We start from the raw sequence: 21,109 nt of genomic DNA, 5'->3' as shown, positions 1-21,109 counted from the left end.
CACAATCTCGGTGGTTTTGTCTCGCTCAATTTCTTAGAATTTAGACGTTTTTAGAAAGAATTTTTCTTAACAAATCCAATCCAGCATTAATTTGCTTGACCTCAATAGTACCATATCCAAAAATCAAACCCGATTTAACCGTAGATGAAGTATAAAAATGCTCAAGAGAAAAAAGAAATATCCCCTGTTCTGCTGCTTCATCAATCACAGCATTACTTTTTATATCAGAAGTTAAAAAAGTAGCAATATGCAGACCAGCTTCAGCGGGAATAGGTTCTAACCAAGGAGAAAAAGATTTCTTCAGATTCGCAATTAAACATTGCCGACGCTGGTCATAAATTTTATGTAACTTCCGAATATGCTTTGCTAAATAACCATCAACAATAAACTTTGCCAGTGTTGCTTGCGCTAACACTGGACTGTGCAGATCGCTCAGTTGTTTTGCCACAACTAACGCCTGTTGTATCAAATCTGGAGCAACAATAAATCCCAAACGGAGCTCTGGAAACATCACTTTAGAGAATGTCCCCACGTAGAGAACTCTTCCAGTACGGTCTAAATTCTGCAATGATTCCAATGGTCGTCCGGCAAAACGAAACTCGCTATCGTAATCATCCTCAATAATCGCCGCCCCATGCTGTGTTGCCCATTCCAGGAGTGCGATCCGACGTGGTAATGACATTGGCATCCCTAAAGGAAACTGGTGCGAAGGAGTCACATAGATCAGCTTTGCATTTTTGGGAAGGCACTCCACTTGCAGTCCTTGTGCATCTACTGGAACTCCAACCACTTGTGCGCCATAGGACTCGAAAAGAAGACGTACAGGAGGATAGCCCGGATCTTCCATTGCTACCACTGTTTGCGGTTCAATCAGAACTCGCGCAATTAAATCAAATGCTTGCTGTGCGCCATTCGTCACGATGACGTTGTCTTGATGACACCTGACAGCACGGCTGAAGGACACGTATTTGACGATCGCGTCTCGTAATTCTCTGATACCTTCTGGCGGTCCATATCCTACAGGTACTTCGGCTAAACGACGCGAACAGAAAGCGGATATGCGCCGCCAATCTTCAAAGGGAAATCTCAGTTTATCGGGAAGACTTAGGGAAAAGTTATACATCAAATTGGCTGGTGGAGGGGGTAACAATTGAGCACCAGTTAACTGTCGCCAAAAAGGTTTGATCTCAATAGCTGATTGTCTGAGATTTTGAAGGGAGCGATCGCTGGAAACAATATCAGCAACGAAAGTCCCCGCACCAACGCGTCCCTCAAGCAATCCATCACTCACGAGCAAATCATACGCCTCCATCACCGTATTTCTCGAAACACCCAATTGAGACGCCAGTTCGCGAGTTGGTAGTAGTTGCTCGCCTGCGGGCAAACGCCCATCCAAAATCGCCGCCCGAAGCTGTCGGTAAATTTGCCCGGTTAAATCGTGACGTTCAGCCAGTGTTAGATGGAACTCCATACCTTTTCCCACTGAAATTGGACTACTCAAATTTATAATAATTGGATCTTCAGTCCAACCAAAATCCGCTCTAACTTTAAAACGAAGGCAGAAGTACGCTCGCTACTAGGGCAGAAGGCACTTAGGTGGGGATTTAAACCCGCACCGTTATTGTTGACCGCGCCTCTCGGAGATTACGATCGCGAAAACTGTGGACAAACATTTATATTACTGGTGGCAAATTGTGGCTTATGAATGATGAAATATCAGAATATATAGATAACTCTGTTGATTACGTCTTAGATTTAATCAAATTAACTTGGAGTCGTGCCACAGGTTAAAAGCTGACTATCCACATCCTTCAAACTCGCACAACCACTTAATGCCATAGCTACATCTAATTCATCTCTTAACAAAGAGATAACACGAGCAACACCGGCTTCTCCAGCAACAGCCAATCCCCACAATATGGGACGACCGACCAACACAGCTTTGGCTCCTAACGCTAGAGCTTTTAAAATATCCGTTCCTCTACGGATTCCTCCATCGATTAAGATTTCAGCACGCCCATCGACTGCTTTGACGACTTCTACTAAGGCGTTTAAAGAAGCGATCGCACCATCCAATTGACGTCCGCCGTGATTGGAAACAACAATTGCCTTTGCTCCATATTCTATTGCTCGCACGGCATCATCTCCCCGTAAAATTCCTTTCAATACCAAAGGTAGGGGAGATAAAGACTGCAACCATTCTAAATCTTTCCACGTGATTGCCGGGTCTAATTGCTGGGCAAAATAGGTAAACAAACCAGATTCCCCTGCTTGATAGGGAATATTCAGCCCGGAGATATTGACCAAATTAGCCAATTGCAAACCTGGTGGTAGAGCAAACTCATTGTGTCTGTCTCGTTCTCTACGTCCCAAAACAGGCGCATCTACAGTCAAGCAAAGTGCTTTATACCCTGCATTGTAAGCTCTTTCTACCAAAGCGCGAGTCAGTCCTCGGTCTTTATGGATGTAAAGTTGGAACCATTGCAAAGCAGGAGAATCAGAGCCATGGCAACTGCTGGCAACTTCTTCTATACTTTTTGTGGAGAGAGTGCTTAACACCATTCCAACACCAGAGGAGCGAGCTGCTCTTGCTGTGGCAATTTCTCCTTCAGGACAAGCAAGACATTGAAAAGCCATCGGAGCAATGAGGAGAGGCATTTGAATGGGTTGACTCAAGATATGAGTTGCCAAATTGCGCTTGCTCACATCCACAAGCATTCGCGGACGCAACTTGTATCGTTCAAAAGCCGCCCGATTATCTCTTAAGGTGATCTCATCCCAAGCACCACTGGCGTAATAGTCTAATGCCATTTGAGATAAGCACTCAACGGCTAACTTTTCATACTCAAATAAATTCAGCGGTCTTGTACTATTCTTATTCATTGTCTGTTCCATCGCGATGCACGGTGTCAGGTGAAAATGCAGGAAGACAAACAGCGATATACTCAGCTCCCTCTTCTGTAGGAGTGCTGTAGCGAACCCATTCACCCGCTCGTGCAATGACCCCTTGTCCGGCTTGAACATCCAAGTACCCATCCGAAGATTCTACTCTCAACGTGCCTTTCAGGACTAGAGTGAATTCATCAAATTCAGGACGCTGTCCCGGTTCAATCCACCCACTGGGCGATCGCATATGAGCAATACTGACAACTTCAGTCTGAGTTGATACACGACCGATGTACTCATCAATTATCTTGGGCTTATTACCTGCAGCTTCGATACGCTTCGGTTGCGGTATAAGTTGTGGCATGGTTGTTAACTATCATTGAGAGCATCACAAAGATAAGTGTATCAAGATAAAGGTTTAGATTCTTAGCCGAGCGCACACGATCCCATTTTCCATAAGATTTGAGGATAAATCGAGTCCGTGGGCGATATTTGTGCAATATGCTCGTTTCACTCATCAACATAGAACTTGCTTCGATAGATGAGCAGGTAATTCTTAACCTAATGTTTAATAATCAAGTTCATAGCTATGTAGCCAAAGTAGAAGATGAGGGAGGGATTATAGGAGTATCATTTCATAGAGAATTATTTCAGTTAATTTCTGATATATCGGATAATAGCAAAGCATCTCAAACGCTAATTAGAGTAGTTTTAACTTTTTATCAGAAAAAAGATGTAAAGTTTCCTATAGTTTTAGGTGAAATTGAAACCTCAAATTATGGCTCTCTTGAAACAGATTCTTAAATTAAAAAGCGTTTCAGCTTCACTTATAAAAACCCACTTGCACGAATTATAGGCGAAGATATATTGATATAGCGATCGCTTCGCTACCCCTCCCACTTCACCAGCACCCCATCCGCAGCTACCAGTCCCCACTGCGGACACTGCGCCAACAATTTCTTGATAACGGACCGTAAAGCAGGGTCGTCCACCCAATACTCCATCAGAAAATTATCGCCTGGATTTTCGCGCAACTGTTCCGCCATCGTGAGTCTCTGCATCTGGATTAGATATTGTTAACTGAATCGTATTGGTTTATGTAGTATAAATACAGAATGGGCTGAGCGTCTGAATATATTTGATGCGTTGGAGCAAGCATTAACTGAAGCTGGTATTTTATAATCAATGGGAAAAATGCTTAGGTCTGGAGATAGAGAGATGCTCCTTCAGTAGAGGTATTTTTTATGATTTCCTTATCGGGTAGATCTCTATTTAACTTCGCTTCCGGCTATATTTCTACGTCACGTTGTATATTCACACTCGCTAGAAAAAACAAGACAGTCAACAAAAATATGTACTTTTATGAAATCATAAAGAATAGTGAATAAATTCAGCAGGCGTTCAGGTTAAGGCTTATGACGCGTCCTCCCAATTCAGAAAACGAACAGGAGCCTTCTAGCCCTCGCAATCCTCGTTTATGGCTCCTTTTATTGGGGCGTACCGGTCTTGTACTGGGTGTCATTTTGCTAATGGGAATTGCAGCGGGTGCTTGGTGGGTAAGGAACTTTGTCTACCGAGATTTAGCACCTCTGGTTCAGACCAATCTCGAACAATTATTGGGAAGACCCATACAAATAGGCAAAGTAGAGCGTTTTTCGCTAACGAGTTTGAGGTTTGGTGCGCTATCAATACCAGCAACTGCTAAAGATCCAGACAGAGTGGCTGCAAAAGCTGTAGAAGTCGAATTTTCTCCCCTGCGACTCTTGTTTGCGCGAACGCTCAGCCTTAACGTAACTCTAATTCAACCTGATGTTTACATCCAACAGGACAAGCAGGGAAACTGGGTCACAACTCAACTAAAAGCAGGGGAAGGAAGCGGTTTTATTCAAACTGACTTAGAAACACTTCGGGTTCAAGATGCTGATGTGGTCTTAGATCCAACACCAAGACCGGGTAGACCACAGGGCTCTGTGACGCTAGACAGGGTGAATGGAATTGCTCGAATTCAGTCTCAAAATCAACTGGTTAATTATGAAGTCAGTGCTCAACCTACCAGAGGAGGTACGGTTCAACTCGATGGAAGCACTCAAATAAAATCTCTAGCAACTAACCTGAAGGTAAAAGCACAAAACTTTCAAGCCACCGACTTGAGCAGGTTAATTGAATTGCCAACTGTTTTACAAGCAGGTCGTGTCGATGGTGACTTGACACTTCAGCTACAACAATCCAATCCGGAAATTGCCGTAACAGGAACCGCTAACGCATATCAAGTAACAACCCAAATTCAAAACGTTCCCCAAAAGTTTTCTAATGCTACCGGGAGATTGTCATTCCAAGGACAACAAATTTCTTTGGAAAATCTGACAGCAAACTATGGCAAAGCGCCCTTAGTGGCAAATGGAAGCGTCGATCTCGAAAAAGGATTTAATATTGCAGCACAAGTCAAGTCGGTCAGTGCTAAAAATGCTTTGGACACTCTGAATATTAGCTTACCAGTTCCTGTCGCTGGAGAATTTCAAGCCAACATTCAGTTGAGCGGACCTATCAAACAACCAACCCTGAGTGGAACGGCAAGTGCTATAAAACCAACTCAGGTCGATCGCGTTTTGTTTAATGCGATCGCGACTGGCTTCCAACTCAGCATATCAGAAGCAGCTTCTCAACTTAACATCTCTAACCTGCGATTGGTTCCAGCCGCCGGAGGACAAATTGTTGGCAAAGGTCAAGTCAAACTCGGAAAAGCGAGTGATGTCAGGGTTAACTTGCAAGCAGAAGGGATTTCAGCAGATGCGCTGGCAAAGGCTTACGGCTTTACAACTCCCATCACTGTAGGCAATGTGTCGGGAAATGCTGAAGTAACTGGTTCCTTGGACAAACAACCCCCCCTAACTGTTAACTTGTCCAATATTCAAGCAACCCCAGTTTCAGGCGGAAGAATCAATGCTGACGGTCAAATCCAACTGATTCCTCAAGGGAACGTAGCTTTAAATATCCAAGCTCAAAGTTTGCCAGGAAATGCGATCGCTCAAGGTTACGGTTTATCAGTTCCCATTAACATTGGTGGTATTTCCGCAAATGCGACCGTCACCGGGACTCTCGGTCAACCCCTATCTGTCAATATTTCCAAAGTTCTGGCAACACCAGAAGTGGGAGGACAAATCGCAGCAAACGGTCAAGTTCAACTGGCACCCCAAGGTAGAGTCTCTTTGAACGTGGAAGCAAACAATCTTCCAGGGGATGCAATAGCTAAAGCATACAACACTTCACCCCCGATTGCCATTGGCAATGTTTCCGCAGATGCCAAGGTAACTGGTACTCTAGGTAACTTACAAGCCCTCGCCCAAGTTCAAGCACCAAAAGCAACTTATCCCACAACCGGACAAGCAGTCATCTCTCAACAAGGAGAAAATATTCTCTTTCAAGATGCTGTAGCCAACATAGCAGGCAGTACAATCGGAGCAAGAGGTCAGCTGGCACGAGGTCGGTGGCAAGCATTTGTTAATGCTGGAAGAATTCAATTGAGCCGTTTTGCCCAAGTCCCGCCCCAAATTCAACGAGGCGTCTTAAGCGCTCAGTTGAACCTGGCGGGAACCACTGCATCCTTCCAACCCGAAGCCATTCAAGCAACGGGACAAGCAACTTTACGGAATGTTGCAGGAGGGACAGTTAACGTTAGAAACATTAACCTCAACAACGGGCGCTGGGATGCACTAGCCAATGTCTCCCAAGTTCAACTTAACCAATTTTCCCAACAGCTAAAAGGACGGTTGAGTTCCGATCTACAAGTTGCAGGAACAACTCAGTCTTTTCAACTCGCAGATATCCGCGCCGCAGGTCAAGTGCGGTTTTCTCAATTAGTCGCTCTCGAACAACCACTGACAGCGCAAGTTCAATGGAACGGACAACAAATTGCGATCGAACGAGCCACTGCTCCCGGATTGAGTGCTGCTGGTATAATTGCCGTTCAATTACCGGAAACAGGAACGCCTCAAGTCTCCGGGTTTAATTTGGATGTCCAAGCACGGGGTTATAACTTACAACAAATTCCTGTCAACCTTCCCGCTAATGTGGCGCTAGCAGGGCTGTTGGATTTCCGAGGACAAGTTAGGGGTACTCCAGAGACTCCCAATGCTCAAGGAAATATTCGCTTGCGGGGATTGAAAGTGAACCGTTTGGCGTTTGACCCCTTATTAACTGGCAGAGTTAATTTTCAGGGAGGACAAGGTGGAGAGCTAAGACTTGCGGGTCAGCAAGACCAAATTGCAGTGAGTTTGAATTCAAATTATCGCCCAACGTCATTTCTAGTTCGTCTTGATAACGCTGTCGCAACAGGAAGAACGGAGGGAGATAATCTCCTGGTTAACGTCCAAAGTTTTCCCGTTGCTCTTTTGGAGGGCGTTGTTCCTCAAAATAATTTAAATTTAAAACCTCTGTCTGGGGAGATCTCTGGAGATCTGGCGGTTAACTTGGAGCAGTTTACAGTTGTAGGAGATGTGGCGATCGCAAAACCTCAAGCGGGTAGAGTTGGTGCGGATGCGTTTCAAGGAAGCATCAGTTATGCCAATGGAAGGGCATCTTTAAACAACGGACAATTGCGAATAGGAGACAGTGTTATAGCTGTTAGCGGTAACGTAGAAACTGGCAATAATCCCCAATTCCAAGCTCAAGCTAGTTTTGACCAACTGAACATCCAAAAAGTTTTACAAGCAGCTAATATTTTTGATTTCCAAGATTTTGGTGGGGGATTGCAGATTCCGGAATTGGCAGGTGCAGAAGTTCTTCAAACAACACCTGTGGGGTTGCCTAACGCAGATTTACTAACGCAGTTAAGACGTTTTGCGGAAATTGAGGCTTTGAAAACACAACAGGCACAACAGCGCAATGAAACTCAAACTTTGCCTGTTCTGGCAGAATTACAAGGTGCTTTGAACGGACAAATTGAGGTGGCTGGTTCCTTAAAATCGGGAGTCAACGCTAGTTTCAATTTTCAAGGTGCTAACTGGCAATGGGGTGAGTATAAATTAGAACAGGTTATTGCCCAAGGCACCTTTGCAGATGGAGTCGTAACCCTAGTCCCAGTGCGTATAAATTTGGGTGATGGTCTGTTGGCTTTTACAGGACAGTTGGGGACAGAAGAACTATCAGGACAATTGCGTGTTGCTGACTTTCCAATATCATTACTACAGTCTTTTATACCAGACAATACCGTAAATGTAACAGGTAAAGTGGATGCGCTCGCAACTCTTGCAGGAACTTTAAAAGACCCCCGTGCTATAGGAGAAGTGACACTAGAAAACGCAACTTTAAACCAGCAACCCGTGCAAACAGGACAACTTAGCTTTAATTACGACAATGCCCGTTTGAATTTTGCCAGTACTTTATTGCTGACAGGAACACAACCGCTTGAAGCACAAGGAAGCGTACCAGTTCCGTTACCTTTTGCTTCCGTAAAACCAGACAGCGATCGCATTAACGTTACGGCTAACGTTCGAGATGGAGGATTAGCCCTGTTAAACGCCTTTACCGATGTAGTCAGTTGGGTAGACGGTCAAGGACAGGTAAATGTAGAGATTGGGGGTACATTAAAGCAACCAACAATTACGGGAACTGCCACAGTTAATAATGCAACTTTTCAAGCACAAGTTCTGCAAGATCCATTAACTAATGTGACGGGAACACTTGCATTTAATGGCAATAGGGTAGATGTCCAAGGGATTCAAGGACAGTACAATCGAGGAAATTTGACTGCTGAGGGGATTATTCCCATTTTTGCCAGCCAACAAGCTCAACAGGAAGCAGCAACAAACCCCCTCAAAGTATCTCTGCAAAATCTGAATTTGACCGTTCAGAATCTGTATCAAGGTGGTGTCAGTGGTAATGCTGTCATTGGGGGAAGTGTTTTAAAACCCGATATCAGTGGTGAGATTTTATTAAGTGATGGTCAAGTCACCATCGGACAACAAGCAGCGGGTAACGCTTCACAAGGTGGTCGGACAAAAAGTAATGAAGTCTCAGCCGCCGAAACAGCACAAAATACAGGTGGTTCTCCCGGTCGTGCTGCACCCGCACTGACCGATTCTCCTATCGAATTTACCAACTTAAAGCTCGTTTTGGGCAATAATGTTCGTGTCACCACGCAATCAGTATTTGGTAATTTCATACCATCGGGAGTCGATCCAACGCAAGCCATACTGAGCTTTGTTGCGAAGGGAGATCTGAATATTAATGGGACTTTAGCAAAACCCGTACCTGAAGGAACCATTCGACTTACAGGTGGGCAAGTTAATTTATTTACAACTCAGTTTACCTTAGAGCGAGGTTACGAACACACAGCAGAGTTTATTCCAAGTCGGGGGCTTGACCCGATTTTAGATGTCCGAATGATTGCTCTTGTACCGGAAACTAGTGGAAGTAGGATTTTGACTTCTCCTGTCATTTCTTCGGAGATCAGTGACATTCCTTCAACAAGTATTGGGACTTTAAGAACGGTACGCGTTCAAGCGAGAGTAGACGGACCCGCCAGTCAATTAGCTGATAATTTGGAATTAACAAGCGAACCCCGTCGCAGCGAACCAGAAATTATTGCGTTATTAGGTGGATCGATTATTAATACATTGGGTCAATCAGATACAGCATTGGGAATTGCTACTTTTGCCAGTTCTACGGTGCTGGGGGGACTGCAAGGAAGTATTAGTGCATTAGGACAAGCGATCGGATTTAGTGAATTTCGTATATTTCCTACAAATGTTGCTAACGAAGCGTCAAGGGCTTCTGTATTGGGTTTAGCTGCAGAAGGTGTTTTTGATATTAATAGGCGTTTCTCTGTTTCGCTCTCTAGAGTTTTCTTAACTAATGAGCCTTTCCGTTACAATGTGCTTTACCGGGTGAATGACAATACTCTCGTGCGAGGTTCCACAGATTTGGAAGATGAAAGTCGATTGGAATTTCAGTATGAAACGCGGTTTTAGTTTTTTAGGGGGATCGAAACCGCAAGAATGCACTTTAGAAGAAAAAACACGTTTGCGATTGAAATCGCCGCTATACAGGCTAAGCCCACCTACGTGGGCTTAATAAGAAGTCCTTGTCTTGCGGACTTCGTTTGTATAGCCGTGATTTCTAATTACTAAGCTAAAAGGGGTTAGAAAAGCGGATTTGGTATAAGTCATTAACCAGTCATAGAGGTGACCGTATCAATATTGCTCGAGCTGAGCAATAAAATCCAGTATGAGTGATGTCAATTTCTCAGGATACCAGAGTCCCCATTCGTGCAAACCTTCTTCTACAGTAATTAATTTAGAGTTGGGAATAATTGCTGCCATTTCTTGAGCATTATTTAATGGCGTAGTTAGGTCTTTATCAGACCATAATAACAAGCATGGAGCTTGAATTTTCGGTAGCAGATGGCTGATATCTTCGTATATAGAAATTAGCAGTCCTTGAATGACATTTCCCGTATTGAATAACAAGTTATAGGAGAACACCAAAGGGATATCAACTAATTTCAATCTGGGTCTTGGAAGAAACATTTGAACCGTCATTTCGATCGCCCTTCGCGGTATCATCTCCGGTATAGATGGTGAGGGAATTCCAGTACTATCTACCAGAATGACACTTCTGACTTTTTCTGGAACAAGTGTAGATAAAGTAATGGCAATACCTCCACCTAATGAGTGTCCTACTATATGAAATTGTTGTAAATTCAAAGCTTCCAGAAATGACAGGAGAAATTTGCTGTAGCTTGCGTAATCGGGAATTAGCTCAGAGTGAGTCGATCGCGCAAAACTGGGCAAGTCAGGAGCAATTATGGTATGCTGAAGTGCTATCAATGTCAGCACTTCAGTATAAGGCTCCGTAGAAATTCCCCATCCATGTAGAAATAGGATGGGGATTGAACTCGACTCCAACTTACTTTGCTGATAAAATATAGTGCAATCTTGTAAATCAACTCGATGATTCGTTAATTGGGATTTCAAAGCCACAACCTCATTCACTATGACTCGATAAATCACTTCAGCGATAATATTACAGTAGCAAGCTTAGAGGGTGGGCGAACCTTTCTCAAGGCTTATATCAGTCCAGATTTCTGAGTTCATAAAAATACAGCATTTTGAGGTATGTGAGGTACAACAATTGCAGAGTTGCTTTTAAACGTCGGAATTTGAATGAAGTACTTACCTCATAAACTCTGAATTTGCTGTAATACCAATTCTATAGGGAGCATCCCAATTCGAGCGTTGAAGAATTTCATGCAAAGGCGCAAAGCTTTTTTAGTTATAATTTAACTTATAAGTTAATAACAATACGCCTGTGTTGTAGCTTTTTGAGTTAATTAACGACAAATGAATTGCTTTTTTACTCTTGCCAAAAAGTTTTATGCCTCGACCAAGAATAATGGGATAAAGTTTGATGATAAGTTCATCAATGAGTTCGTTATCTAACAAAAAACCTGCAAAGGTTCCACCTCCGCACAAATAAATATCGGTTCCATCGGCTTCTTTCAATTGCTCGATCGCTTCTAGTTCGTTTTGGGCGATAATTTTAACTCGATCGTCTAGTTCTGTATCAAATTTCAAAGTCTTTGAGAATATGTAATTTTTCATGTGAGGATATGCAGGTTCTCCTGGTTTGTTTCCGTATTGATAACCAAACTCGTATGTTCTTTTTCCCATGACTGCTGTATCGTAAGTCTTGAGACTTTCAAAGTATTCTGTTACGTGTTCTCCCTCTGCAAACTTTAAGAAGCCGTCAATTGAACCATCTTCGTGAGCGATATAACTATCAAGGGTTGTACCTACGTGATAAACGAGTTTTCTCATTTTAATGTTCTTTTTTGTGTACCAGTCAATTGGAGCAAACAATCCTTTCTCGTTCGTAGTTGCGATGCAGGGGCTAAAGCTCAACTACGAACGTACTTTCTGCTTTTTAAAAAAGGGCTTTCTTTATTCCAAATTCTGCAACCCTAGTGCAATCTTACTGTGCTTTTCAATCTGTCCCATCACTTGTCTTGCTCGTTGAATAACTACTTTTGGTAAACCAGCCAATCTTCCCGCTTCAATCCCATAAGATTTATCAGCACCTCCCGGTTGAACTTGGTGCAAAAAGATAATTTGATCTGGTAATTCTTTAACTGTGACCTGATAATTAGCAACATTTGATAACAACGAAGCCAATTCGTTCAATTCATGGTAATGTGTTGCAAAAATTGTTCGGGAGCGGATTTCTGTTGCCAAGTACTCAGCGACAGCCCAAGCAATAGAAAGACCATCAAAAGTCGCTGTTCCCCTACCAATTTCATCTAACAGCACCAATGATTTTGATGTGGCGTGGTTGAGAATATTTGCTGTCTCGTTCATCTCCACCATAAAAGTAGATTGACCTGTTGCTAAATCATCTACCGCACCGACACGAGTGAAAATGCGATCGCACACTCCCAATTGTGCTTCTCGTGCGGGTACAAAGCTTCCTATTTGCGCCATCAGTTGAATTAATCCCACCTGTCTGAGATAACAACTTTTACCACTTGCATTTGGTCCGGTAAGGATAACCAAATCAGGAGAGGGAGAGGGGGGGAGGGGGAGAGGGGGGGAATTTCCCTGGTCCCCATTCCCCAAATGAGTGGAATTCGGTACAAAGAAACCGGAAGGTAAAGACTGTTCCACCACGGGATGACGCCCATCAATAATTGTGATTTCTCGCCCTTCCACCACGGACGGACGACAGTAATCCTGATAGATTGCTAGCTCGGCTAACCCACACAAAACATCTGCTGCTGCTATTGCACGGGAAATATTGCGAATCACTTCCGCCTGCGTACCTACCTCCTCTCGCAAGGCTACAAAAATTTCGTATTCTAACTGGTTTAAATCATCCCGCGCTGTTAGAATTCTGGCTTCCCGTTCCTTCAACTCCGGAGTGATATAGCGTTCTTCATTCACCAGGGTTTGTTTGCGGATGTAATTCGATGGTACTTGGTCGGCTTTTGCACGGGAAATCCCAATATAGTAACCAAAAGTTTTGTTAAATCCTACCTTTAAATTGGCAATTCCCGTTCTTGCTCGTTCATCAACTTCTAAATTAGCAATCCATTTCTGGTCATCTTCAACAGTGGCGCGTCGTTCATCTAATTGAGCATCAACTCCAGAACGGATCAATCCCCCTTCCTTAATATGTAAAGGTGGTGACTCTACTATATGAAGGCGAATTTTTTGTGCTAGCTCTTCCATTCCTGGTGGTACTTTTTGCAAAGCTTTCAAGAAGGGAGAACGAGCAACAGAAACCAAATTTGCTATTTGAGGCAAACGAGATAGGGAATCGGCTAAAGCTAATAAATCTCTAGCATTAGCAGTACCAGAACCAGCACGTCCTGTAAGCCGTTCTATATCATAAATTTGACGCAATAACTGTCGCAGATCTTGGCGCAGGGAATTGTTATCAACAAGTTCTTGAATCGTGTCTTGTCTTGCGCGAATACCTTTAATATCAAGCAATGGTTGCAACAACCATCGTCGTAAAGCACGACTACCCATTGGTGTAGAAGTTTTATCTAACGCCCAAAGCAGAGAACCAATAAAAGTGCCATCACGTACAGTTTGAGTTATTTCCAGATTGCGCCGTGTTTGATGGTCAATAATGAGAAAATCCGTGAGAGTGTAAGTCCGGAGCGTTTGTAGGGGGATCGCGTTTTCCTTCTGTGTATCTTCCAAATATTCCAGCAACCCACCCGCCGCACGCACAGCCAGGGCTAGGTGTTCGCAACCCAAGCCTTCCAAAGAACGGACTTTAAACTTTTGCAACAATCTTGTTCTGGCTTCGCCTTGGGAGAAAGGAACTTGCGATCGCAAGCTATAACAAAAAGATGGAGGCAAACATTCAGGTAAATGTTCCGAACGTTCTCCCGGACGCAATAAACTTCCCAAATCTGGGGCGTTAGTGGGAACGAGCACCTCAGCAGGCTGCAAGCGCATAAGTTCCTGTGTCAAATGTTCTGGATTACTCCCTTGAGTGGTTAAGAATTCACCTGTAGAAATATCTGCATAAGCCAAACCCCAATAGTCACCTGCAATGACCACAGCCGCCAAGTAGTTATTTCTGCTTGACTTAAGCATTCCTTCTTCCAACAATGTACCGGGAGTCAGAATGCGCGTCACTTCACGACGAACTAAACCTACAGCTTCTGAAGCATCTTCTACCTGATCGCAAATAACAACAGCATATCCCTTTTCTACCAACTGAGTCGTGTACCGTTCCCAAGCGTGATGGGGTACACCCGTCATGCGTACCCTACCGACTTCTCCTCCGTGTTTGCTAGTCAGAACCAGTTCCAGTTCTCTGGATACAACAATGGCATCTTGAAAAAATGTTTCAAAAAAATCCCCTACCCGATACAGCAGTAGAGCGTGAGGATACTTTTCCTTCACTTCTACATAGTGCTGGTACATCTTGCTGAGTTTGCTGCGGTCTACCGTGCGGTAGTCGCCGATGGGCTCATTCGGGTTACTCGGTTCGGTTGTTTGGGGTGTATGAGAAGCGGTCATGAGTGTCTACCAATACACAAGGCTGCCTGCCAAGATCCGATGATAACGTGATGTTGGTGATACTCACAAATTGTTTACGGTTTGTTAATCACTTCGATTAGTTTCTTCTAGACATTCTTTATACTGGTTCAGTCAGCTTGTTTAAGTCAATACCCACTATTACAGGAATCATCAATCCCAAACGCAATCTTAATGCTAGCCAGTCGCTCAAAGCTTCTCTCAATTCCCGCCGACAACCTTCAAGCGTGTGATGATTTGACCAGACTCCCTGTAAAATAGGAATTTCACCCCAGTAAGTTCCATCATCTTCAATAATTTCGTAAACTGCGAGTTCCATTGCTTGGTCAATATAACTTGCTAACATTATCTGTATTACCTCACCTATGTGCTCCATTCTAGCTTTATGTTGTTCCTCAGATTTCACCAATTCTCTATAGGCGATCGAGATCTAAGGGAATGACGCTTCACTTCCATAAGATAAGAGATTTTCTAATCGCAAGCAGGGGATAAATCTTTTACCTTCCATCTGAATTCCCCCCAATGATTTACCATATAAATTATCGCTCTAAAATCACATTTTCCGTTTTTCCTAAAGCCACACCGTCACTGGAAGCATCCTCACTGGGTGGAACTCTAAAACCTCCATCACGCCAGCTATCTGTTACATCTTTGATAAAACTAGCTATAGGTATAGCAACCAACAAACCTAACAGTCCTCCGAGTTTTGCACCTACCAATAAGGAAATTACAACCCAAACAGGGTTTAACCCAGTCAAATTTCCTAGAATTCGAGGAGCAACAAAGTTAGTATTAATTTGATCCACAAGTACAGCAACAGCTAAAACTTCCACTCCCAACCAAAAATTTTGCAATCCAATTAATAAGGTCACTATTGCAATCCCTATACCCGTACCGAAAGGAAAGAGGGAGAAAAATCCAATACCAATACCAAAAAGTAAAGCTAGGGGTACTTGTAGCGCTAAAAATATCAGTATGAGTGTCAGCGCTAGCAATGCACCCAATGTTGCTTGACCGATGAAATAATTTTGGAAATCCTCACGTAATAATTGCCGTATCGGCGAGCTAATGTAAGAAGGAAACCATTGAAAAATTCCATCCCAAAGTTTTTCTCCATTCAGTATTAGATAAATTGTAATGACTACTGTCAGCAGTACATTCACCAAACTGCCAATCGTGTCTACGGCAAAACCAAGGATTTGACCTGTTAATGACTGAAGTTGGTTGGAAAACCTATCCAACAGTTGAGTGACCAAACTACTTAAATTAACTGGCAGATCTTGGGTTACGGTTTGGGTAGCAAGCCAGGCTTGAAAAGCTTGAATTTGTTGTGCTCCAGAATCAATCCAATTAGGCAAAAAATTTACTAGTTCGTTGAGCTGTTCCAGAATTAAGGGAACCAAAGTAACAGCTAAAGCCCCAACAATGACTACAGCTAACAGCAAAACACTGACAATGGCAAAGTTCCTATTTATGCCTCGTTTTTGGAAAAACCGAATTGGATAATCTAAAACAAAAGCTAGCAAGAGGGCGGCGACAAGAATGCTTACTAGGGGTTGGAAATACTGTACAACCTGAAGCAACACCCAAGCGTTGAGTATAGCGAGGGGAAATGCTAAGCCCAGACTTAACCATTGTGGTAGTTTGTTTGGAGTCATTAATGATTTGCTAATTGCTAATGGCTAATGGCTAATGGCTAATTGGGACTGGTAATTAAGCATTAGCGAGTGGCATAGGTTTGCTCTCTATAAAATCTAACAGAATACGTTGATGGACTGCTCCAATTGGTCTGACTTCTCCTGCAACTGCTGAGTAGCAACTCCCTTGTTGAACGTATTCTGGTGCTACTAAACCCATGTCCCAACCTTCATTTAGAACTAACCGATCTAATTCTACTAATAGCGGTGCATGGAAAACATGACGCAACGCTATTTCATCAGAATAGCAGCCGAACTTGGAAAAGTTTGGTGGTAACTTATAACCTATTTCCTCTAAAATTTCTCGCTGTACTGCTTCCTCTGGGGTTTCGCCCGGTTCCATATGTCCGCCAAAAAATGCCCAGTGTCCCGGATAGAGAAGATTGGGTTTATTATCCCGCAACTGCATTAGGAATTTGTTTTCTCGGTAGAGTATCGCAATTGCAACTTGTACTTGCATAATTATTTGTTGGTTGTTGGTTGTTGGTTGTTGGTTGTTGGTTGTTGGTTGTTGGTTGCTATTAACCACTAACCACTAACCGCTAACAAATTATACTTACTCTTCTTCTAGGTAAATTTCTCCGTACTCTTTCCCTGCAATGGGAATAGATTGGTAGCGTATTTTACCTTTAAAAACAACTTTATCTCCCTCTTTTATACCAGTTTGATTGGTAATTACCCATACTTTACCGGTAGAGTCGTCAATTTGATATCCCAACCGCTTTAATAAAGGGACTCGTTTCTCAACTTTTCCCTGTACGTAGACTGTTGCATCATCCTCTTTCGGCGGTTTGATTTCCTGAATGGGGGTGATATTGGCTCCTATTGTATTCCAGCCATATCGACCAAAATTAGTGCAGCCAAACGCTCCTGTCAGAAGGAGGACTGTCAATCCCAGGCGTAAGGATAAAACTAGGGCGTACTGATACAAAAACAATATATTTAAATTTTTCATTTTTTGCATAATGATTACCTGTACTTGCCAATTTTGGCATCAGGGATCGGCTAGTGACAATTTATATCGGTTAAGTAGCGATATTTTTATCGGTTAAGTAGCGCTCGGGGGCGGGATTGACACAATAAGCCCCAGTTTCCAGTCCCGAGACTCTAATTTTATATTTCTTTACATAGTTGGTTTTATCTTTGCCTACCGACTTACAAGCAATCTGAGAAGATATTGAATGTGGTGTTTAAACGCGAATGCGAATTGTGCATGAGATGGCAATGCCACTGCGTAGCGTTCTTCTTCTACGAATTGTGATGGATACAAAAACAGCCAAACTTCTTGATGGTAAAGTTAAGGCAGAAAAAATTCAGCAAGAACTTTCTGCTGTCATTAAAGAAGCTCAACCCAAAATAGGACGCCCGCCCGGATTGGCAGTGCTGATGGTGGGTGATAATCCAGCATCAGCAGCGTATGTACGTGGAAAGGAACGCGCCTGTAAGAAGATTGGTATTGCATCTTTTGGTAGGCATTTTCCTACAGAAACGACAGAAGCCGAACTCGAGGAAGTTATTGCTGCACTTAACTCTGATGAGCGAGTGGATGGTATTCTCATACAATTGCCTCTTCCCAATCACTTGAATGCCCAGCACTTGCTATATCAAATTGCTCCAGATAAAGATGCTGACGGCTTGCACCCCGAAAACTTAGGACGGTTGGTGCGGGGTGAGGTGGGTTTACGCAGTTGCACTCCTGCTGGCATTATGAGTTTACTGGAAGAATACAACATTCCCCTACAAGGTAAGCAAGCAGTGGTGGTGGGACGCAGTATTCTAGTCGGTAAACCTTTGGCTTTGATGCTACTCGAAGCAGATGCTACCGTGACGGTTGCTCATTCGCGATCGCAAGATTTACCCGCGATCGCAAAGAATGCCGATCTTCTAGTTGCAGCAGTAGGGCGTCCGGAATTCATCACTGCTGAGATGGTGAAACCAGGTGCTGTTGTGGTAGATGTGGGGATCAATCGCGTGACAGACTCAAGTGGTAACAGTCGCATCGTGGGTGATGTTCGCTTTGAAGAAGTTGCTAGAGTTGCGGAATTTCTGACACCAGTTCCAGGCGGCGTAGGTCTCATGACTGTAGCTATGTTGATGCAAAACACTGTGAATAGCTACAGGCAAAATTTCAAAAATTAGTCATTTATCTTGTGTCAGCAAAATATACCAAATTAGGATTAACAGGATTGTTTGCCCTTCAGTGAAGATAGCTAAAATACAATGCATTTCAATCCAAGAGCCAAAATCCATTTATCCAAAATTGGTATCGGCACCAATGACGAATGACGCTTTCCCGTAAAATTGTTACGTAGACAACGGAATATCAAGGATAATTAAGGATGGTAGCAGCAGATAACATTCAGACAACTCCACAGGAAGGTAAATTTAACCTGTTAGCTTATCTCAAAGAGAAAAAACAGCTTTGTGATGAAGCTTTGGATAAGGCTGTACTCGTGCATTATCCAGAAAAAATATATGAAGCAATGCGTTATTCCCTACTAGCGGGTGGGAAGCGGTTGCGACCAATTCTTTGTCTGACTACCAATGAAATGCTTGGTGGTACTATTGAAATGGCTCTACCGACTGCCGTTGCCGTGGAGATGATCCACACGATGTCGTTAATTCATGACGATCTACCTGCTATGGATAACGACGACTATCGACGCGGTAAGCTGACCAACCATAAAGTTTATGGTGAAGATATTGCGATTTTAGCTGGAGACGGTTTACTCGCCTATGCTTTTGAGTATGTTGCAACCCAAACTCAAAATGTTCCTGCAGAACGGGTGCTAAGAGTGGTTGCTCGGTTGGGTCACGCAACTGGAGCAACTGGATTGGTAGGCGGTCAAGTGCTGGATTTGGAATCGGAGGGCAAAACAGATACTCCTCTGGAAACGTTAAATTTCATTCACACTCACAAGACGGGTGCTCTTTTGGAAGCTTGTGTCGTTTGTGGTGGTATTTTGGCAGGAGCAACAGCAGAACAAGAGCAACGCCTGTCTCGCTACTCCCAAAATATTGGGCTTGCTTTTCAAATTATTGATGACATTCTAGATATCACTGCGACTGCAGAGCAATTGGGTAAAACAGCTGGCAAAGACCTACAAGCCAATAAGGTTACCTATCCCAGTCTTTGGGGAATAGAAGAATCTCGCGCAAAAGCTCAACAACTGATTGAAGAGGCTTGTACTGAACTCGAACCTTTTGGAGCAAAAGCGCAAGCATTAATTGCGATCGCCCATTTTATAATAACTCGCGATCGCTAGATAATGAAAATGAATGATGAAAGACGGCTTTACAAGTCACCATTTATCATTCATATTTCTTTTCATAATTCATCATTTATAATTCATAATTCATAAATAGTATGCAGGACATAAGCGACATTTTAGAAAACCGAGTGCTTTTCGTAGCTCTAATATCTAGTTTGATTGCTCAAGGGCTAAAGCTGGTTATTGAGTTAGTGAAAAATCGCAAACTGAACGTCAATGTTCTCGTAACTACAGGAGGAATGCCCAGTGCTCATTCCGCTTTGGTGACAGCCTTAGCAGCGGGTATTGGACAAACTTTAGGTTGGGCTTCTTCCGAATTTGCAGTTGCTGTGGTTTTTGCCATCATTGTCATGTATGATGCAGCAGGAGTGCGACAAGCTGCGGGTAAGCAAGCTCGCATTCTCAATCAAATGATTGATGAATTATTCCACGAACATCCAAACTTTAACGGCGATCGCCTCAAGGAATTATTGGGACACACACCCGTTCAAGTTATAGCAGGTTCAGCTTTAGGTATCACCATATCATGGTTGGCCAGGTCTACCGGCGTACTCGTTGTCAATCCTTAATCACCTGATAGGAGACAGGGGAGACAGGGGAGACAAGGGAGAATAATTCATAACCCTACGACAAATTTACTGCAAGCGTACAGCCGAGCGTAACAGCAAAACTTTTCGACTATCTACCAGTACAGCAGAAAAGCCTTGCTCGCTTAGCTTTTGCAATGTAGTGTATGCATCTTTTTGGTTATTTGTGTAAACAGCTAATAAGTAAGGGCGTTGCCCGTAGGTAGCAAAACCTACATTTCCTCCTACAACTTCCCGTACTTCATTGGCAACTTCCGGACGATTATAGTAATCAACTAGTACAGCATAACCCTCTCCCAATCGCTCCGGTTTGTAGGTGACATTTTGACCGGGCGTAGCTTCTGTTGGTCGAGTTGTGATGATAGCAGATAGCCCAACAACATTGCTGATGTACCTCGCCCAGCGATTGGCATCGTCTATGCTGCGAAATCCACCTATCCGCGTCACTGTATCTTTCAAGTACCTACACGTCGTTGTCTTGAGTTCTCCAGGTAACGCACGACGCAATTGATTTTGATTATTTGATGTGGGACTAATAACCAATAAAAGGTATTCACCTGCACCAGGTGGTTGACAGACAGGTACATTTTGTGATTGAGCAATGGCGGAATCTACGCCAGCAATTAAGCTGCTAAATGCTAGCAATAAACTACTGACTAAAGATTTTGTTAACGTCCGGGCAATTGCTTGATACATAATTTTATTCTTTTTTCAAATTTATAGTGTAAAGACGCGCCATGGCGCGTCTTTACATTTAGGATACGGTAGCAACAGATGCTAAAGCATCAGGGATCGCTGGCGACGGAGCTTGAAATTCGCCAGTGATGACGTACTCCAATCTTAGTTTCAACCAGGTAATAAATTGGGAGTCAGTAGAAACAATTGCCACTGCAGGTTGGGGACACTTTGCCTTGATTTGTGCCATTTGAGGTGCTTCTAGAAAAGCTGGTTCTTTAACCACCCAAAAATCTATTTCTTTTTCTTGTTCGTGATAATGACGGGTTCGTTCTTTAAGAACTTCCTCCATGGGTTCTTCTTCTAGTAAAAATCGTTGACTTGCCAAAACGTAATAGTATTTTTGCATTTTTCGTCTCTTCTTGCGATCGCACTTTATG

General features: G+C 43.2%; 17 protein-coding genes. 5 read left to right on the top strand and 12 right to left on the bottom strand.

The annotated features are described in order from the left end of the window. Nucleotides 1-40: 40 nt before the first annotated feature. From pdxR to AB0756_RS11335, 3 genes are all read right to left on the bottom strand, one after another. Nucleotides 41-1,471 (bottom strand): MocR-like pyridoxine biosynthesis transcription factor PdxR, encoded by a 1,431-nt coding sequence (gene pdxR / locus AB0756_RS11345; protein ID WP_038090737.1) that lies wholly within the window; start codon nucleotides 1,469-1,471, stop codon nucleotides 41-43. A gap of 293 nt (nucleotides 1,472-1,764) precedes the next feature. Next, entirely contained in the window at nucleotides 1,765-2,883 is a 1,119-nt protein-coding gene (locus tag AB0756_RS11340; protein WP_038090739.1) for an alpha-hydroxy acid oxidase, read from the bottom strand. Further along, a complete protein-coding gene (locus tag AB0756_RS11335) occupies nucleotides 2,876-3,250 on the bottom strand; it encodes a cupin domain-containing protein (protein ID WP_038090742.1) in 375 nt (124 codons plus the stop codon). The genes AB0756_RS11340 and AB0756_RS11335 overlap by 8 nt, the downstream gene beginning before the upstream one ends. Nucleotides 3,251-3,387: 137 nt before the next feature. Here AB0756_RS11335 and AB0756_RS11330 point away from each other — a divergent pair, with 137 nt between their 5' ends. Together AB0756_RS11330 and AB0756_RS11325 are read left to right on the top strand one after the other, a co-directional pair. Beyond that, nucleotides 3,388-3,690, top strand: a complete 303-nt coding sequence (locus AB0756_RS11330; protein WP_038090744.1) for a hypothetical protein — start codon at nucleotides 3,388-3,390, stop codon at nucleotides 3,688-3,690. A 611-nt stretch (nucleotides 3,691-4,301) separates the two neighbouring features. Continuing rightward, nucleotides 4,302-9,854 (top strand): translocation/assembly module TamB domain-containing protein, encoded by a 5,553-nt coding sequence (locus AB0756_RS11325; RefSeq protein WP_038090747.1) that lies wholly within the window; start codon nucleotides 4,302-4,304, stop codon nucleotides 9,852-9,854. Nucleotides 9,855-10,076: 222 nt separating this feature from the next. Here the strand turns inward: AB0756_RS11325 and AB0756_RS11320 are convergent, their stop codons facing one another. From AB0756_RS11320 to AB0756_RS11290, 7 genes are all read right to left on the bottom strand, one after another. Continuing rightward, nucleotides 10,077-10,865 (bottom strand): alpha/beta fold hydrolase, encoded by a 789-nt coding sequence (locus tag AB0756_RS11320; RefSeq protein ID WP_237265811.1) that lies wholly within the window; start codon nucleotides 10,863-10,865, stop codon nucleotides 10,077-10,079. Between the two features lie 288 nt (nucleotides 10,866-11,153). Further along, nucleotides 11,154-11,702, bottom strand: coding sequence for a dihydrofolate reductase family protein (locus tag AB0756_RS11315; RefSeq protein WP_038090750.1), 549 nt, complete (start codon nucleotides 11,700-11,702; stop codon nucleotides 11,154-11,156). Nucleotides 11,703-11,825: 123 nt separating this feature from the next. Further along, nucleotides 11,826-14,420, bottom strand: coding sequence for a DNA mismatch repair protein MutS (gene mutS / locus AB0756_RS11310; protein ID WP_050045134.1), 2,595 nt, complete (start codon nucleotides 14,418-14,420; stop codon nucleotides 11,826-11,828). A gap of 118 nt (nucleotides 14,421-14,538) precedes the next feature. Further along, entirely contained in the window at nucleotides 14,539-14,784 is a 246-nt protein-coding gene (locus tag AB0756_RS11305; RefSeq protein ID WP_038090840.1) for a type II toxin-antitoxin system HicB family antitoxin, read from the bottom strand. A gap of 193 nt (nucleotides 14,785-14,977) precedes the next feature. Next, on the bottom strand, nucleotides 14,978-16,096 hold the full coding sequence (locus AB0756_RS11300; RefSeq protein WP_038090754.1) for an AI-2E family transporter: 1,119 nt from the start codon (nucleotides 16,094-16,096) through the stop codon (nucleotides 14,978-14,980). A 55-nt stretch (nucleotides 16,097-16,151) separates the two neighbouring features. Further along, a complete protein-coding gene (locus AB0756_RS11295) occupies nucleotides 16,152-16,595 on the bottom strand; it encodes an NUDIX hydrolase (protein ID WP_038090760.1) in 444 nt (147 codons plus the stop codon). Nucleotides 16,596-16,691: 96 nt separating this feature from the next. Then, entirely contained in the window at nucleotides 16,692-17,099 is a 408-nt protein-coding gene (locus AB0756_RS11290) for a hypothetical protein (RefSeq protein ID WP_038090763.1), read from the bottom strand. Between the two features lie 296 nt (nucleotides 17,100-17,395). Between AB0756_RS11290 and folD the strand changes: the two genes are divergently transcribed. The 3 genes from folD to AB0756_RS11275 all read left to right on the top strand — a co-directional run bounded on the left by folD (nucleotide 17,396) and on the right by AB0756_RS11275 (nucleotide 19,976). Further along, nucleotides 17,396-18,274: a bifunctional methylenetetrahydrofolate dehydrogenase/methenyltetrahydrofolate cyclohydrolase FolD gene (folD, locus tag AB0756_RS11285; protein WP_038090845.1), complete on the top strand. Its 879-nt coding sequence runs from the start codon at nucleotides 17,396-17,398 to the stop codon at nucleotides 18,272-18,274. Nucleotides 18,275-18,474: 200 nt separating this feature from the next. After that, nucleotides 18,475-19,401, top strand: coding sequence for a geranylgeranyl diphosphate synthase CrtE (gene crtE, locus AB0756_RS11280; protein WP_038090766.1), 927 nt, complete (start codon nucleotides 18,475-18,477; stop codon nucleotides 19,399-19,401). Nucleotides 19,402-19,502: 101 nt separating this feature from the next. Beyond that, complete coding sequence (locus tag AB0756_RS11275) at nucleotides 19,503-19,976, top strand: divergent PAP2 family protein (RefSeq protein WP_017745413.1); 474 nt, start codon at nucleotides 19,503-19,505, stop codon at nucleotides 19,974-19,976. Between the two features lie 66 nt (nucleotides 19,977-20,042). Here AB0756_RS11275 and AB0756_RS11270 read toward each other — a convergent pair whose 3' ends face one another. Further along, nucleotides 20,043-20,690: a hypothetical protein gene (locus AB0756_RS11270; protein WP_038090768.1), complete on the bottom strand. Its 648-nt coding sequence runs from the start codon at nucleotides 20,688-20,690 to the stop codon at nucleotides 20,043-20,045. Between the two features lie 58 nt (nucleotides 20,691-20,748). Then, nucleotides 20,749-21,078, bottom strand: coding sequence for an MgPME-cyclase complex family protein (locus AB0756_RS11265; protein WP_038090771.1), 330 nt, complete (start codon nucleotides 21,076-21,078; stop codon nucleotides 20,749-20,751). Between the last annotated feature and the right edge of the window lie 31 nt (nucleotides 21,079-21,109).

Origin of the sequence: Tolypothrix campylonemoides VB511288_2 (assembly GCF_045999855.1) — a bacterium.
Classification (GTDB): domain Bacteria; phylum Cyanobacteriota; class Cyanobacteriia; order Cyanobacteriales; family Nostocaceae; genus Scytonema; species Scytonema bouteillei_A.
This window is presented reverse-complemented; position numbering and strand designations above follow the sequence as displayed.